This is a genomic window from Brevibacterium sp. 1718 (assembly GCF_051131255.1).
Lineage (GTDB): Bacteria > Actinomycetota > Actinomycetes > Actinomycetales > Brevibacteriaceae > Brevibacterium > Brevibacterium sediminis.
This window is the reverse complement of the sequence record NZ_CP186550.1, coordinates 1,620,420-1,635,657: the sequence shown is the minus strand read 5'-3', so window position 1 is coordinate 1,635,657 and position 15,238 is coordinate 1,620,420. Positions and strand designations below refer to the sequence as shown.

At 65.1% G+C, this 15,238-nt stretch carries 10 protein-coding genes; 4 read left to right on the top strand and 6 right to left on the bottom strand.

Annotated elements, in window-relative coordinates; all coding sequences use genetic code 11:
• Positions 1 to 10: 10 nt before the first annotated feature.
• Genes ACOZ9V_RS07200 through ACOZ9V_RS07190 form a run of 3 tightly spaced genes read right to left on the bottom strand, consistent with a single transcriptional unit; the run spans position 11 to position 5,003 of the window.
• Positions 11 to 1,468 (bottom strand): DUF5719 family protein, encoded by a 1,458-nt coding sequence (locus ACOZ9V_RS07200; RefSeq protein WP_434594786.1) that lies wholly within the window; start codon positions 1,466 to 1,468, stop codon positions 11 to 13.
• Entirely contained in the window at positions 1,465 to 4,566 is a 3,102-nt protein-coding gene (locus ACOZ9V_RS07195; RefSeq protein WP_434594783.1) for a glycosyl transferase, read from the bottom strand. The genes ACOZ9V_RS07200 and ACOZ9V_RS07195 overlap by 4 nt, the downstream gene beginning before the upstream one ends.
• Positions 4,563 to 5,003 (bottom strand): WhiB family transcriptional regulator, encoded by a 441-nt coding sequence (locus tag ACOZ9V_RS07190; RefSeq protein ID WP_276330045.1) that lies wholly within the window; start codon positions 5,001 to 5,003, stop codon positions 4,563 to 4,565. The genes ACOZ9V_RS07195 and ACOZ9V_RS07190 overlap by 4 nt, the downstream gene beginning before the upstream one ends.
• Positions 5,004 to 5,352: 349 nt before the next feature.
• Here ACOZ9V_RS07190 and ACOZ9V_RS07185 point away from each other — a divergent pair, with 349 nt between their 5' ends.
• From ACOZ9V_RS07185 to ACOZ9V_RS07170, 4 genes are read left to right on the top strand one after another with little or no spacing between them, the layout of a single operon-like run.
• Complete coding sequence (locus ACOZ9V_RS07185; protein WP_139907465.1) at positions 5,353 to 6,480, top strand: coenzyme F420-0:L-glutamate ligase; 1,128 nt, start codon at positions 5,353 to 5,355, stop codon at positions 6,478 to 6,480.
• 44 nt (positions 6,481 to 6,524) lie between these two features.
• Complete coding sequence (locus ACOZ9V_RS07180; protein ID WP_434594780.1) at positions 6,525 to 7,217, top strand: hypothetical protein; 693 nt, start codon at positions 6,525 to 6,527, stop codon at positions 7,215 to 7,217.
• The gene (locus tag ACOZ9V_RS07175) at positions 7,205 to 7,975 is read left to right on the top strand and encodes a CoA transferase subunit A (protein WP_434594777.1); all 771 of its coding nucleotides are present in this window, start codon (positions 7,205 to 7,207) and stop codon (positions 7,973 to 7,975) included. Before ACOZ9V_RS07180 ends, ACOZ9V_RS07175 begins: the two co-directional genes overlap by 13 nt.
• Before the next feature lie 12 nt (positions 7,976 to 7,987).
• Positions 7,988 to 8,650: a 3-oxoacid CoA-transferase subunit B gene (locus ACOZ9V_RS07170; protein WP_434594774.1), complete on the top strand. Its 663-nt coding sequence runs from the start codon at positions 7,988 to 7,990 to the stop codon at positions 8,648 to 8,650.
• A 408-nt stretch (positions 8,651 to 9,058) separates the two neighbouring features.
• On the opposite strand, the gene manA is transcribed toward ACOZ9V_RS07170, so the two are convergent.
• The 3 genes from manA to ACOZ9V_RS07155 form a co-directional block, all read right to left on the bottom strand.
• The gene (manA, locus tag ACOZ9V_RS07165) at positions 9,059 to 10,378 is read right to left on the bottom strand and encodes a mannose-6-phosphate isomerase, class I (protein WP_434594772.1); all 1,320 of its coding nucleotides are present in this window, start codon (positions 10,376 to 10,378) and stop codon (positions 9,059 to 9,061) included.
• Positions 10,379 to 10,668: 290 nt separating this feature from the next.
• Positions 10,669 to 13,383, bottom strand: a complete 2,715-nt coding sequence (locus tag ACOZ9V_RS07160; protein ID WP_434594769.1) for an NlpC/P60 family protein — start codon at positions 13,381 to 13,383, stop codon at positions 10,669 to 10,671.
• A 265-nt stretch (positions 13,384 to 13,648) separates the two neighbouring features.
• On the bottom strand, positions 13,649 to 15,169 hold the full coding sequence (locus tag ACOZ9V_RS07155) for an LCP family protein (RefSeq protein ID WP_139470271.1): 1,521 nt from the start codon (positions 15,167 to 15,169) through the stop codon (positions 13,649 to 13,651).
• Positions 15,170 to 15,238: the final 69 nt, after the last annotated feature.

The following is a 15,238-nucleotide window of genomic DNA, read 5'->3' as shown; positions in this document are numbered from 1 at the left end:
TCGTGAGACCTCAGCCGAGCCGGATATCCCGGTAGGCCACACCTGCTGGAGCGGGCGCCGGGACGACCGTGGAGATTCCGTCCTCGGTGGTCACGACGAGGGTCGCATGCACCCCATCGGCCTGTGAGCCCGAGGCTTGGGATCCTTTGAGGACGAGTGCGCGCACCGACTCCTCGGAGACGTCGCTCGGATTGAGCACGGTGGTTCCCGTCGGGTTGAGGTCGATCGATTGAGGATCGGTCAGCGTTCCGTCGTCGAGCATTCCCTGCACCTGCACATGTCCCTGACCGGGCGAGAGGTTCAGGGAGGACTCACCGGTGCGAGGAAGCGCCAGAATCTGGGTCTCGGCGAGGGAGTCGGTCGACGGGATGCTGCCGAAGTCGGCGGCACCCTTCTCAACGTCTTTGCCGATGAAGGCTCCGGCCTGGACGCGCTGAGAGGATTCGACGACGAGGCTCGTGGCGTCGAGATCCCCGAGATCGGCCTCGGCGACACCGCGGCCGACAACGGTCATCGAGGAACGGGGAATGTCGATCTCTCCAGCCGGCCCGTACGCCTTCAGGGATACCTCGGCGAGGTCACTGCTCGGGTTCGCGACCCGGACTCGCACATCCTTGCCGCTGAGCCCGGTGAGCACCTGCTGGCGATCGGCCCCTGCCCCACCGGCCGCGAGGTCGATGCCCTGCGGTTTGAGTCCGTCGAGGACGGTCTCCTGGACGGAACCGGCCAGGACTCCGCCGTCGACAGTGACGTCGACGGCAAGGGCCTCTGCCCCTCCAGCCAGCCCGCCCAGCGGGACGGCACGCTGCTGACCGGCCTTGATGCTGAGTTCGGTCGGTTCGGCGGATTCGCCGCCCGGGGTCATGAGCGCAACCTTCGCCTGGACGGGAACGTCTCCAGGATTGCTCAGCAGCAACTGCGAGTTCGAGCCGGTGGCTCCTGATCCGGCGACGATCCGGAAGCTGCTCGATGCCTGGGCGCAGGTGAGGGTGGCGAGGCCTGTGAGGTCACCTGAGCTGCCTTCGACGGTTTCGAGGCCGGTTGTCAGGGCTGGAGCCCCAGGACGGGCGAAACCGGTGACGAGCTTCGTCGAGTCGATGCTGTCGTCTCCGGAGACGAAGCCCTGGCCGGAGGGATTGTCGAAGTCGATCGAACCGCCGAGATCGGCGACCTGGAGACGGGCCGAGGAGGTCGATCCGTCTGCGGCTCCGATCGGTGCGGAGGCGGAGACGACACGGGTCGAGACCTTCGAGTCGTCGACGAATTCGGCATCGGTGCCTTCGGCTTCTCCGGCAGTGAGCAGGGGGCCGGGACAGACGACGCGGGTGTCCGCGGTGGGCATGCGCACCTGTTCCGGACTGCGGTCCAGCGTGCCGGGCGTCAGCGGGGTGAGGAACGAGGTCATGGCCACGAGCACCCCGGGCACGGCGATGGCCGTGAAGGTGACGATGCTTCGCTGGTGCTTCATGCCTGTTGCTCCTCACGACCGGTCTTCCGCGTCACGTTCCCCGCCCGGCCGAAGGGGATGGCGACGATGAGGCTGAGCAGTCCGAGCACCCATCCGACGATGACGCCGATCGGGTAGAGGGGTGAGTTCAGCGAGATCTCGACCGTTCCCCCGGCTGCGGGGAGGTCGAATTCGCTTGCCCACGCCTCTTCGCCGGGCTTCGGCTGCGGCAGCGGCTCACCGTCGATGCTCGCGGTGATGCCGTGCGCTGCATCGGCGATGGTCAAAGTGCGCCCCTCCTGACCGGCCGGCACCGTCGCGGTGGTGCCTTTCATCGCCGCCGTTGACACCTTCCCTTCGGCGTCGCGAATGAGGAAACGGCCGCTGTAGGGTTTGTCGACGCGCCACAGCTGTCCGGACGAGGTGGGTCCGACCGGCAGGAGGCCCTCGGAGACGGATACCGAGTTGGTCAGGCTGCCGGCATCGGGGCCGACGAGGACGAAATCGACGCCGAGTTCGCCGAGGATGCTGCCGAGGTCACCGGCGTCATCGGCCGAGAGCGCGGACGCGGCCTGAGCCACGAGCACCTGGTCGGAGGTGATCGGCAGCGGGCGGCGCTGCCACGGCCACCCTCCGACGGTTTCCGCCGAGGTCACCGTCGATGTGCCCAGCACCGTGCCGTCGGCAGAGGCGATGAGGGTGGCCAGAACCTCTCCGTCGACATTGTCCAGGCGGAGAGTGCGCGCTTGGGTCTCCCCCGCTGCGCGGTCAGCTGCCAGTGCGGGGACGTTGCTGTCGGAGGTCGCTGTGACCGCTTCGAGCGAGGACGTGGCCCGTCCTGCGCCGATGGCGATGAGCCCGATGGCCGCTACGGTCACGAGCCCGACAAGGCCGCGCATCGGCAGCCGGCCGGATGCCGCGGAGACTCCCTTGGCCGCACTCTTCGCAGAGGACGAACCGGTGTCTCGGCTGCGCCCGGAGCGGCGACCGACGGTGCGGTCGGCGCCGAGGGACAGCAGCAGGATCGACCCCAGGCTGACCAGGGTCAGTCCCGCTGCGGGGTATGAGGCGATGAGGTGGAACGGTCCCGTCTCCGCGGGCAGATGCACCTGGATCGCGGCGAGGATGAGACCGCCGACGTAGAGTCCGACCGCCCAGGTCAGGCGAGAGAGTTCGAGCCGGGCTTCGATGAGGGTGAAGAAGGCCAGGATGAGCATCGGCAGCATCAGGACCGGCGCCCAGAGTTCGAGGGCGCCGGCAGAGACCCCGCCGAAGCCGAGATCGGAGATCAGCTTCGTCAGCCAGGACATGTCGAGCGGAGCAGGGAACCCGACGGCAAGCAGATAAGTCGGCACGGACTCGGTGGCCGTGGTCTGTCCGGGCATCGTGAGAAGAGTTCCCGGCTCGCGGACGACGGCCCACAGCCACGGCCAGCCCAGGAACACGGTCGGGGCGAGCAGCCACAGATGGCGCAGGCCGCGTCCTGCCACGAGAAGCACCGCGGTACCGAGGACCGTGACCAATAGGAGCAGTGGAATGCCTGCGGTGATGACGAACAGCAGCAGGCCGCTGCCCGCTGCTGCGGCGATCGATCCGTCCCTCAGGCTGCGGCGCAGAGTCAGCACCGCCAGCGGGGCACAGATCCAGACGAGGATCACGCCGAGGCGACCGTCCGACAGTGCGGCCGTGAACAGCGGAGACGCGATCCACAGCAGGGCGGCGAAGCCGCGCACCCATCGCCGTGCCAGTACGCTCCCCGCTCCCGCGTAGGCGGTGATGGCGGCCAGGATCGGCGCGGCCAACAGCAGGGAGCGGACCATGACATCGACATGGCCGAAGAAGAGGAGGGAGAGCACACCGAGGACAAGGTGGTAGGGGTCGGCCGGCACCGCCGCACCGGTCGAGACGTCGAGGTGACGTCCGAGGAGACGGTCGACGATCTCGCCGAAGCCGATGTCGGTCGAACCCAGGGCGCCGCCGTTGAGGTGGCCGGGACCGAAGAGTCGGAAGCTGATGACCCCGCTCATCACCACGGCGGCAAGGATCACATAGGTCAGGGGTGCACGCAGCAGACTGGAACCGCCGGAGATCTCCAGTCGGGAGAAGGAGTCGATGGCCTCTTCGGTGTCGCCGACCGGGTTGAGTTCGGCATCGGCGTCGGGGCCGCCGGTGGGAACCTCCGCCGGACGAGAGTCATCGCTCTCACCGCTCATCGTCCGGCGTTGAACGGCGAGTTCTTCGTCATCGGCGTAGAGCGCGGCGACATGTCCGGTGTTCGATCGTCTGGCCACACGGTTGCGACGGGCGTTGGCACGTCTCAGCGGGGCGGTGGTCGACACATCTGTGGGAAGGCCGATGAGCGCACCGAGGTGCCACCCGGCAGGACGGAAGTTATTCGACAGCAGCCCGCCGATGACTCGGCCGAGGTGGCCGAGAGCAAGGAGACAGAACAGCGAGACCAGCCCCTGACCGGCGAGGCTGAGACGGTAGCGCTGCTCCGTCCGGATCTGGGACTTCGACCTCGGCGGGTGGGGCGAGGAGCCGAGCCGGGCAGCGGACGCAGAGGAGATCTCCATCCGCGCTCGCGGGGCCAGCAGCACGCGGGCGCCGAGGTCGCGAAGACGACGGGAGTATTCGAGACCGGAATAGGCGGGACCGAGCACACGGGAGGGTGCCCCGATGCGCTCGAGTTCGGTGGTGGCCATGAGCAGGCCCGGCAGGTCGAGACCCAGTGTTTCGATCTGACTGTCGCGCTGGCCCTGGTCGATCTCCCCGGAGCCGACGGGGTTGAAACGCTCCCCCGCCGAGGTGGTGCTCACTCCGGCGGAGACGATGCGGCCGGAGCAGATGAGCTTCGGTCCGACGGCGGCGATGGATTCCGTCTCCCCGATGGCGTCGAGCAGCTCATCGAGGCAGTCTGGTTCGGGACGGGAGTCAGGGGTGAGGAACCACAGGAAATCCGACTCCGCGATCTCCGGCATCTCACCGGCTTCGCGGACCGTCCGCCCCCCGAGATCCACCACGGGGATCTCGGGGTAGTGCGGACGAAGAGCTGTTTCGAGCTCGACCTTGCTGGCATCGTCGCCGGAGACGACGACGATGGTGACGGCTTGACTCACACGACCTTTTTCTTGAGCCGGCGGCGTTCGCGTTCGGACATTCCGCCCCAGATGCCGAAGCGCTCATCGTTGGCGAGAGCATATTCGAGGCATTCGGAACGGACGTCGCAGGAGGCGCAGACCCGCTTGGCTTCACGAGTCGATCCGCCCTTCTCCGGGAAGAACGCCTCGGGGTCGGTCTGAGCGCAGAGGGCCTGGTCCTGCCAGGACAGTTCACCGTCGTCTGCGGCTCCCAGCAGCAGGGACAGCGGAGAGACGGCGGAATTGTCCGGCGGCAGCGGCGTCAGATCACTCGGATCGACGGCCAGCGGATCCGGCAGCGTCTCGGGTGTACGTGCTCCCGGTTCGATGAACCAGTCTTCGGCACGGCGGGAGGTGACTCCCGGTGCGGCGGTGAAGTCTTCTCTCTCCCGCCATTCTCTCTGTGCACTTTGCACGGTTTTCCCCTTTCTCACGCTCGAGCAGGTCCAGTACCGTGACTGAGGCGATCAGTCCGATGTACGGTCGAATCCTGAAGGATCCCTGCTCGGCGCGTTCCCCTTAGGTATAAATTACACGTGTGTCATTACCGCCCCGTCAAGCCCTTATGGAGTATCGAGACACCCCGTGAGACGCTATTCGAACATGCGTTCACATGCACACGCGCCCAGAACCCCATATATAGGTCACGGCCCGGCCATAGGGCACAACCTGTGGGATTCGCCTGAGCAAACCTGGAGAATTTAGAAAGTGGGCACCCACAATGGGATTATGGAGAGATGAGAGTGGAATCACCGGTGGCCTGGCATGAATGACCGTCTGCTCACCGTCTACGCGCCTCCCGTCGAGGAAGAGATCGCGTCGGGCTCCGACCTCTCCGCGATCCTCATCAACGCCCTCCGGCGCAACCGCATCGACCTCAAGGACGGCGATATCCTCGTCGTCGCCTCGAAAGTCGTCTCCAAGGCCGAGGGACGCCTGCGTACGGTCTCAGATCGTGCCGAGTTCGAAGAACTCGTCGCGGAGACGGGCACCCACTTGGTCGCTGAACGCTCCTATCGCTCCGGCACCACCGTGCAGATCGTGCGCACCCCGGCGGGCACTGTTCAGGCAGCAGCGGGTCTCGACCAGTCGAACTCCGGCGGTGCCGTCATCCTCCATCCACTCGACAGCGACCGGTCCGCCGACGGCCTGCGCCGACGGGTCGAGCAGGCCTTCGAGGTGCGTATCGGTCTGGTCATCTCGGATACGAGTTCACGGCCGTGGCGGGTCGGGGTCGGCGATATCGCCATCGGCCTGTCCGGCTTCTCCGGTCTCGACGACCAGCGCGGTCGCCCCGACGACGACGGGCGCGTCCAGACCGTGACGGTACGCGCGATCGCCGATGAGATCGCAGCGGCCGCCGACTTGGTCAAGGGCTCCTCCCGCGGACTGCCCATGGCGTTGGTCCGCGGAGCCGGCGGATACCTCGACAACGGCCGCGAAGGTGCCCGTGCACTCTCCCGCGACCTCGGCGAGGACTGGTTCCGACACGGCCATGTCGAAGCCATTCAGCGCGGCCTGGGAGTCACCGACCTGCCCGGCAGCGCCCCTGCCGGCGACAACAGCGACGACATCCTCGAAAGGGTGTCTCGAGCGATCCGCGTCGTCCGCGCCGGGCAGTCGCGGACTCCCGGCCATGCAGCCTGGCGGATGCGGATCGAGGGGTCGGGATCGCGGATCTCGCTCAGCCCCTCTGACTCACCGGCGACCGCCCAATCGGGCGGCCCGCCCCTGCTCGAGGCGATGGTCGGGCTCGGATCTCTCGTCGAACGCCTCCATACAGCCCTCTTCGCCGAGGATCTCAGCGCCTCCACGCGCTATCACTGGGTCGATGGTGAGCTCGGGGCCTTCCCCCGCGGGGTGACGATCGACATCGGCCTCATCGTTCACTGACCCTCCCGACAGACTGCATTCGGAACACAATCATGGAAGCGGATATGGATCTCTCAGTCATCGCGCGCACCGGCGGGCCCGTCCTCATCTGGCGCGGGCCCGATTTCGATCGACTCGACCTCACCGGCCCGGTCGTCTCGAACTGGGTGAATAAGGGAGTCGGCCTCTTCGGCGACTACGACCTCGGACCGGACTTCACTCTCTTTGCTCCTCTGCCGGAGGGGCTGCACTGGCGCGAACTCGTCGCTGTCCTCAGTGTCCTGCTGGCAGGGGGCCGCGTCGTCATCGCGCACGAGGCACCGGACGAGGACTTCATAGCCTTCGTCCCCTTCGGCCGCGAGGATGATGACCAGGTGGCCGACGCCGACGAGGTCTTCGTCTTCAATCCCCCGGCCCTGGCGCTGAGCACCCCGGTCGATACCGACTTCATCGACGTCAATTCCGCCATCCGCGCCTACCCCGATGTCACAGCGCGTCGCCTCGACGCTTCGGGAATCCTCGAAGTGGACGGTCAGATCATCGACTGGACGAGTTCCGAATCGACCGACGCTGCCCGCCCGCAGGGACTGCTCGCCTCGAACTCGACCCCGCTGCCGAGCGAGTGGCCGCGCTTTCTGCAGCACCTCCTCGGCGGTGGTGAGGTCCTGCTCACCAGCAGAGTCGACGATGCTCGCATCACGGACCTGGCCGCCGGGCTGGGAGTGGTCCATGGCACACTGGGCACATGGACAAAGTAGTTGATACCCCCGCAGCAGCGGTGGCCGACATTGCAGATGGATCATCGATCGCCGTGGGCGGCTTCGGTGTCGTGGGCGTGCCCGAATTCCTCATTCGGGCCGTCCAAGACCAGGGAGCCAAAGACCTCGAGGTGATCTCCAACAACGCCGGCGTCGACGGCCGCGGACTGGGCATTCTACTCGCCGACGGACGACTCCGCCGCATCATCGCCTCGTATGTCGGCGAGAACAAGGAATTCGCCCGTCAGTACCTCTCCGGTGAACTCGAGGTCGAACTCACCCCGCAGGGCACCCTGGCGGAGAAGCTGCGTGCAGGAGGAGCCGGCATCCCTGGTTTCTACACCATCACCGGCGCCGGGACGCAGGTCGCCGAGGGCGGCATGCCCTGGAAGTACGACGCGGACGGCAACGTCGTCAAGGAATCTCCGGCCAAGGAGACGAAGGTCTTCGACACCTTCGGAGAAGAGAAGGAATACGTCCTCGAGAAGTCCCTGGCTCCCGACTACGCACTTGTGCGTGCCGCGATCGGTGACCGGCACGGCAACCTCGTCTTCCACTCCTCGGCGCGGAACTTCAATCCCCCGGCCGCACAGTCGGCTCGCATCACCATCGCCGAGGTCGAAAAGCTCGTCGAACCCGGCGAGATCGATCCGGACATGGTCCACGTGCCAGGCGTCTTCGTCCACCGCGTGGTGCCGCTGACGCCCGAACAGGTGGCGGACAAGCCCATCGAGAAGCGCACCGTACGAGAAGCCTGAGGAGACACAGAAATGTCATTGACACGCAATCAGATGGCGGCCCGTGCCGCCCAGGAACTCGAAGACGGCAGCTACGTCAACCTCGGCATCGGCATGCCGACCCTGGTGCCCAATTTTCTGCCCGAGGGTGTCCACCTCGTGCTCCAGTCGGAGAACGGCCTGCTCGGCGTCGGCCCGTACCCGACAGAGGATGAGATCGACCCCGACCTCATCAACGCGGGCAAAGAGATCGTCACGATGAACCCGGGCGCCGCGTACTTCGACTCTGCGGCGAGCTTCGGGATGATCCGCGGCGGCAAGATCAACGCCGCGATCCTCGGCGCCATGCAGGTAGCCACGAACGGAGACATCGCGAACTGGATGATCCCGGGCAAGATGGTCAAGGGCATGGGCGGCGCGATGGACCTCGTGCACGGTGCCCAGCGCGTCATCGTCATCATGGACCACGTCGCCAAGGACGGTTCGCACAAGCTGTTGAAGTCGTGCGAGCTGCCGCTGACAGGAAAGGGCGTCGTCGAGCGCATCATCACCGATATCGCCGTACTCGACGTCAGCGGTGACACGTTCACCCTCGTCGAACTCGCCCCGGGCGTGACCGTCGACGAAGTCAAGGACAAGACAGGCGCCGAGGTGATCGTCCCCGAGGACGTCCCCACCATCGAGGTCGCCGCCTGAGTTCCAGGTGACCGGCCCGGGCCTCACGCGTGCAGTGTCCGAACGAGGACACTTGGTGATCGAACAGTGGTCACGTTCGGATGCTCTCTCTGATCGCTCAGAAGCATCCGAACGTGACCACTGTTCTGTGTTCTGCTGCCGGCGCACCGCAGTCTTGACCACCCACGCGCTGGCGTCGACCGCCGCCGAACACCGGATTCGTCCGTCAGGACCGTCGGACGTTGCTCGACACCGTAGGAAACGCAGATTGTTGGGTCGACCCACGGTGGTTACGTTGAAGAAATCACCGCGGATCGACCCAACAATTCTGCAGGGGCCCTGCACACCGATCAGCAGGGGTGAGTAAGCATTCGCTGGGGCGAGTTGAGCAGACGAGCTCAGCCGCCGGTGGTGGCGGACAGCGCGCGCTCAGCGGCCGGCAGCACCGGAATTCAGTCCGGTGGTCGCTACGAACACATCGCCGTGGCCATCGGCCGTCACCGTCGGTTCGTTGGCCGCGATGAAGGCGCTCTGCCCACGTTCGAGGGTGAGCGTCGAGCCGAGCGAGCTGAGTGTGACAGTTCCCGCGGTGCACAGCACGATCGCCGCACCGCGCCGTTCCACCGTCGTCGTGCGCGGGCACCGCAGTGCCTGCAGAGCGAAGTCATCGGTGGGTCCCAGCAGCATTCCCGAGTGATCGGGTTCGACCATCCGGGGTGCACCGGCGTGGAAGTCCGTGATCTTCGACAGCTGTTCGATGTCGACGTGCTTCGAGGTCAGCCCGCCGCGCACGACGTTGTCGCTCGAGGCCATGATCTCGATGCCTGTGCCGAAGAGGTAGGCATGCAGCACTCCGGCGTCCATGGTCAGCGCTTCTCCCGGCTGCAGGTGAACTCGGTTGAGCATGAGTCCGACCAGCGCGCCAGGGTCATGGGGATAGTCGGTGACCAGCTCGCAGAATGTCTGCGCCGGGTCGACCGCGCTGCCTGACCGGCTGATGTGTCCGACCGGCAGTTCGTCGATCCCGTGGGCGGCGACCTCGTCGACGAGCCCGGGCGTCCGCGGATCGCTGAGGATGATTTCAACGGCGCGTGACAGCGCCTTGGATTCGCTGAAGGACTTCAGCGCTGCGATGATCGCTCCGAGCACGTCCAAGGACGGCGGAGTCAGCGGCTGGGAGAGCATCCGTTCGAACGTGGCTCGCACGGCCTTGCGCGGGCGGAACCCTGTGAGCGCGTGGAAGTCGGTGAGCGCGTAGATGAGCTCCGGTTTCGCCGAGGCGTCCTTGAAGTTCCGGTCGGGAGCGTCCAGCGCCGGTCCGGCCGCTTCCTCGGCGGCAAATCCGGCCCGGGCCTGTTCGCGATTCGGGTGCACCTGGATCGACAGGGCCTTGCTCGCCGAGAGCACCTTGAGCAGGAACGGCAGTCGCGCTCCGAAGGACTCGAGGGAGTCGTGGCCGAGCAGACCTTCAGGGTCCCCCGCCAGGTACTCGATGAGGTTGGGTCCGAGCCGAGGCTCGGCCTCCGTCGCCACGCCGCCCGTCGGCTGCTGCCCGCCGAGGCGGTTCTGCCGTTCCAGCGGAGCCTGGGACGGCGTGTGCCCGACGTCGAGTCGAGAGGGGCTGACCGGGTGGGCTCCGAGCCAGAGTTCCGCCCAGGGGGTGCCGTCCGGGACTGTGCCGAGGATCGCGGGAATCGCGTCGGTGCTGCCCCATTCGAACTTCTTGACCGTATTGTGCAGACGATGCACTGCGGGCCCCCTTTTGACAGGATCGATTTGGATTCACATCCGGTGATTTCCGGTTGTGCTCAGTCCAGCCTAGCCCCGCTGTCGTGGCCGGGGTCGGCACTTCACTGACTGTTCAGCCGAAGTCACAATCTATTCACCGCTTGTCACCTGCGCAGATACATATCGACCGGTCACTGCCGCAACCGGAATCGTCCGGGAAACCAGACAGTGCCCCGAGGGAGATCCACAATGGGTTCGTCCTCGGGGCACTGGCCGGCAGGCGCTGTACGCCCTGTCCTCGATGCCTGGTGTCAGCCGACTACGCGGATGACCTTGGCTCCACGGTTCAGCATCCAGCTGTAGCTGCGCTTCGTGGTGTTCGTCCGCGTCGAGCCGGCATCGTACATCTGGCCCTTGGTCTCGGAGATGATTCCGATATGACCGGGGATCCAGATCAGGTCGCCGGCCTTGGCGTCCTTGAGCGAGATCTCCTTGCCGGCGTAACGCTGCTGACTGGTTGTGCGCGGCAGCTTGATGCCGTTCTTGCCATAGACGTACTGGGTGTAACCCGAGCAGTCCCAACCGGACTTCGGCGAGGTCCCGCCCCAGACGTACTTGACGCCGAGGTTGGCCTTCGCATCCTTGATGATGGACGCACGCTGGGCCGCGATCTTCTCGGCCTTGGACGGCTTGTCCTTCTTCTTGTCGTCGTCCTTCTTCTTGTCGTCCTTGGACTTGTCGTCCTTGGACTTGTCGTCCTTCTTGGAATCATCCTTGGACTTATCGTCCTTCGAGTCCTTGTCGTCTGCAGAACCTTCCCCGGAGTCTGCAGGCGACTTGTCATCGGTGGAATCGTCTCCCGGCGGCGTCGCGCCGCCCGGAGCATTGTCGTCGCTGACTCCGCCGGCGATCGAACCCTTGGGAGAGAACTCGGTGGTTCCGTAGCCTTCGGCCCAGACCAGACGTGCGCCTTCGAAGAGCTGCTCACCGCGGCCCTTCTTGTAGACCACGTCCGACTTGGGGTAACCGAGGTGACCCTTGACGGTCCCCTTGTCACCCCAGTACTTCATGATGGTGCCGGAGGTGTAGTGGGCGCCGGTGTTCTTCGACCAGTAGAACGAGCCCTTTTCGAAGCGCTGTGCGACGCCCCCGCCCTTGAGGCCGCCCTTCTCCGCAGAGGTGGGCAGCCCCAAGTCGGTGACTGCATTGCCCTTGTACGCCGAAGCGATCGCTCCGGACAGGTGGTAGGCACCGGTCTTCTTGGACCAGTAGACAGTGCCCTTCTCGAACTTCTGTGCCTTGGCGCCAGAAACGCCCTTGACGTCGTATTCCTTGCCGAGAGCCTTGCCGAGCTTGTTCTTCTCGGCGTACTTCTCGATCGAGGTCTTCGCCTTCGGCTTCTCGGTCTTCTTGTCGTCGTCCTTGGACTTGTCGTCGTCCTTGCTGTCGCTGGGCTGTTCGCCGGTCTTCAGGATCGAATTGACCGTCGAACGCATCTCACCCAGCTTGCCGTAGAAGGCGTCACCCGGGCAGTCGGTCTGCCCCAGATCGCGGTGGCCGACCAGGTTCGACTTCGTCGCTTTGGAGATTCCGTTGATCGAGAACTTCCAGGCGATCGCCGAGGCGACGGCATCGCGTGTCTTCTTCGGCGGGGCCGCGCTGTTGTAGGTACCCAGCACGGAGATGCCGAAGGTTCCGGTGTTGTGTCCGGCGACGTGAGCGCCGATGACGGCCTTCGAGACGTCACCGCCGCGAGCGTGCCAGAGGCGGCCGTACTTGTCTGCGACGACGTTGTATCCGATGTCGTTCCAGCCGCGGCCCTGCTGGTGGTAGGCCTGGATACCGCGGATGATTCCGGGAACATCGGCAGCCGAGTAGCTGTTCGAACCGGAGGTGTGGTGAACGACGGCCTGCTTGATGCCGCTGGCGTAATCGGGGCTGCCGCGGTAGGCCTTGGCACCCCACGAGCTGCGCGAGCCGATCTTCGGCTTCGACACCTTCTTCGCCACGGTGTCCACCGTCGACGATCCGGGTACGTAGTTCTGGTTGGTCACCGTCGCGCCGGCGGCCGCATCGACGTTCTCTGCGGATGCCGCCTCGGCGTCGGTCGAGTCCTCGGTCGACTGCTCCGGCGCGGTTTCAGCACCGGCAGAGTCGCCGCTGACCTGATCGTCGAGCTCGACGGGATCGTTCTCGGCGACGGCCTGAGCGTCGCCGGCGTCCCTCTTCGGATCGACGAGGACGAGTTCGGCCTCGCTCGGCGCGGAGTCACCGAGGATGCGCATCTGCACAGCGGAAGCGTTCGACACCGTCATCGGCTCCGAACCCTTGTTCTGGGCTTCTTCCTGCTGCTCTTCGTCCAGGGTGTCCCAATTGCCCCATTCCGAACCCTGCTTGGTGCGGACCTGGATGCGGATATTGGACTTCGACTCGGAGAAGGTGAAGCCGACAAGGCTCGGGTTGTTCGCGGGAACGTCGAGGACATCGGAGATGAGCGCGATGTTCACTCCGTCTTCGGTCTTCTGACGGACCGAACCGGAGATGTCGTCTTCGCCCTCGGCCTTCGACTCGTCGGACGAATCCTTCGCGTCCTCGTCCTCGGACTTCGGGGTCTCGGTCTCTGCGCCCTCGGCAGGAGCCTGCTCGGTCTCGGACGGCGCCGATCCCTCGGACGGCACGGCGTCGTCGCCCCCGGAGGTCAGTCCGGCGGAGACGTTGTTGACCGAAGCCGCAGATGCCGACGCCGAAGCGTTGACGATATCGGGCACCTTGGCCGAGGCCAGTGCAGTCTGCGACTTGAAGATATTCGGCAGATTGCTCGTGGCGCTCTGGTTGGCGGCAGTGGCGGTGGAATCACTGGAATCGCGGGCACCGGGGACGTTGAGTCCCTCTTTGCTGACGTTCAGCGCCTCTTTGGACACATCAGGCGTCGTCGTGGCTGCGGAAGCCGACGGTGCCGTGACCGCTAAGGTGCCGACCAGCGCAATAGAAGCGCAGCCCGCAACAGTGGGCAATAGATATTTCATCGTTACAGCCTTTTCGAGGAAGACAGGGAAGTTCAGGCCTCGAGGTCCCCTTCACCGTTGGCAGAACGGTGGGCAACCCCAACATCTCAAAATTGTTACACATTTTCGGCGTGTCAGACTAGCCACAGAGCAGAATATTCTAATTACACGAGTGTGGTTCCCAGTATTGACAAGGGACACACCGAGCAAAAGATTTTCCCGGAATCGTCATGGGATCGACCGATTCGGTCATTGGTCTCATCACGACCGACCTCACAGCAGCGCCTCACGGCACGTAGCAGATCGCCTTTGCGTCGGCTTCTTCGCCGTTGTCAGCAGAGGTGTCGCCGGCACCCTGTGCCAGCAGCTGCGGCCCTGAACCGGGGTTCGGATCGAGTCCCGCATCGACTCCGGCAGCGGCTGACAGGTCGCTTCCGGGAACCGAGAACGCGCCTTTGTCCTCTTCGGAGGACTTCGACGACTCCTCGATCTTATCGGCTACCAGCTGATGTGCCACATCGAAGTCGGGCTGTGACGGAGTGATGCGCGGCGGGGTGAGGTCGACGGATTCGATCTTCTGCGACTTCACCTTGAGCGCGAGGTCGACGAACGAGTCCACCTGAGACGAGGGGATATCCGTCGACACGGCCCCCGGAGTGGCTTTCGCAATCGACTGGTAGCGGGTGAGCACGGTGGCCGGGTCGAGCTGTTTGACCATCGCCGTCTGCACGCAGCGCTGGCGGACCATCCGCTCGTAGTCGCTGGAGAACTCTCGGGAGCGGGCGAACCACAGCGCATGGAAGCCGTCGAGCTTCTGTTTGCCCGGTTCGATCCATCCCTTGACCGGCCCATGCTCGCCCGTGGTCGGATCGACCTTCGACGAGATCGGCACTCGCTTGCCGGAGACGAGGGTGATTCCGCCGAGGGAGTCGATGAGGTTTTCGAATCCCTTGAGATTGATCATCGCGTAGTACTGGACCTCGAGTCCGGTGGCGCCCGAAACGGCGTCCATCGTCGCCTGCTCGCCGGCAGTCTTCGGGTCCTCGAACTCATCCTTGTGCTGTTCGCCCTGCTGGAAGACGGCATTGAGCAGACATTCGTCCCCGCAGTTGTATCCCTGCGGGTAGTGCTTGTGCAACGGCGAGTCGTCCGGGAACGGCACGTTCTCCATATTGCGAGGCAGGCCGATGATGACGGTTTTGCCGGTCTTCGCATCGATCGAGACCAGCGACAGCGAGTCCGGTCGGATTCCTGTCCGCCCTTTTCCGGCGTCCGAACCCAGCAGCAGGATGTTGTATCGGCCGTCGACGGGTTTGAGTGCCTTGCCCGAGGCGAACAGGTCGCTCATCAGTCCGCGCTGCGAGTTGAGAATCGTCGTCCCCCAAGCCAAGGGGCCCACGACGATGAGCAGGAGGGCACAGAAGGCCGCCACGAAGCGTTTGCGGGCCCTTCGGGAGATCGTGACGATCCGGATGCGCCGCAGGGTGTCGAACAGGCACACCGCCCAGTTGATGGCGATGACGGGCACCCAAATGGTCAGAAAGGTGAGGATGAAGGGGTTCGTGCCGATGGTGAAGAGGAACGTCCGGCTGATGAGGACGATCACACCGGCGATCAGAGCAAGGATCCAGCTGATGGCGGTGATCGACAGAGAGATCTTCGCCCAGCGGCGGTGGCCGAAGAGCAGCTGCACTCCCCCGGGCACGAGAGCCGTGACGAGCAGCAGAAGCCACGCCCGCACATCACGCGTCGGCTGCGAAGCATACGACGGGTGGCGGATCGGGTCCACATATCTCGTCTCAGCCACTGACTTCCCTTCGCTTCAGGCTCTGCTCACGGACTGCTTCCGGCATCGACATCCGCGGGTGGCCACACA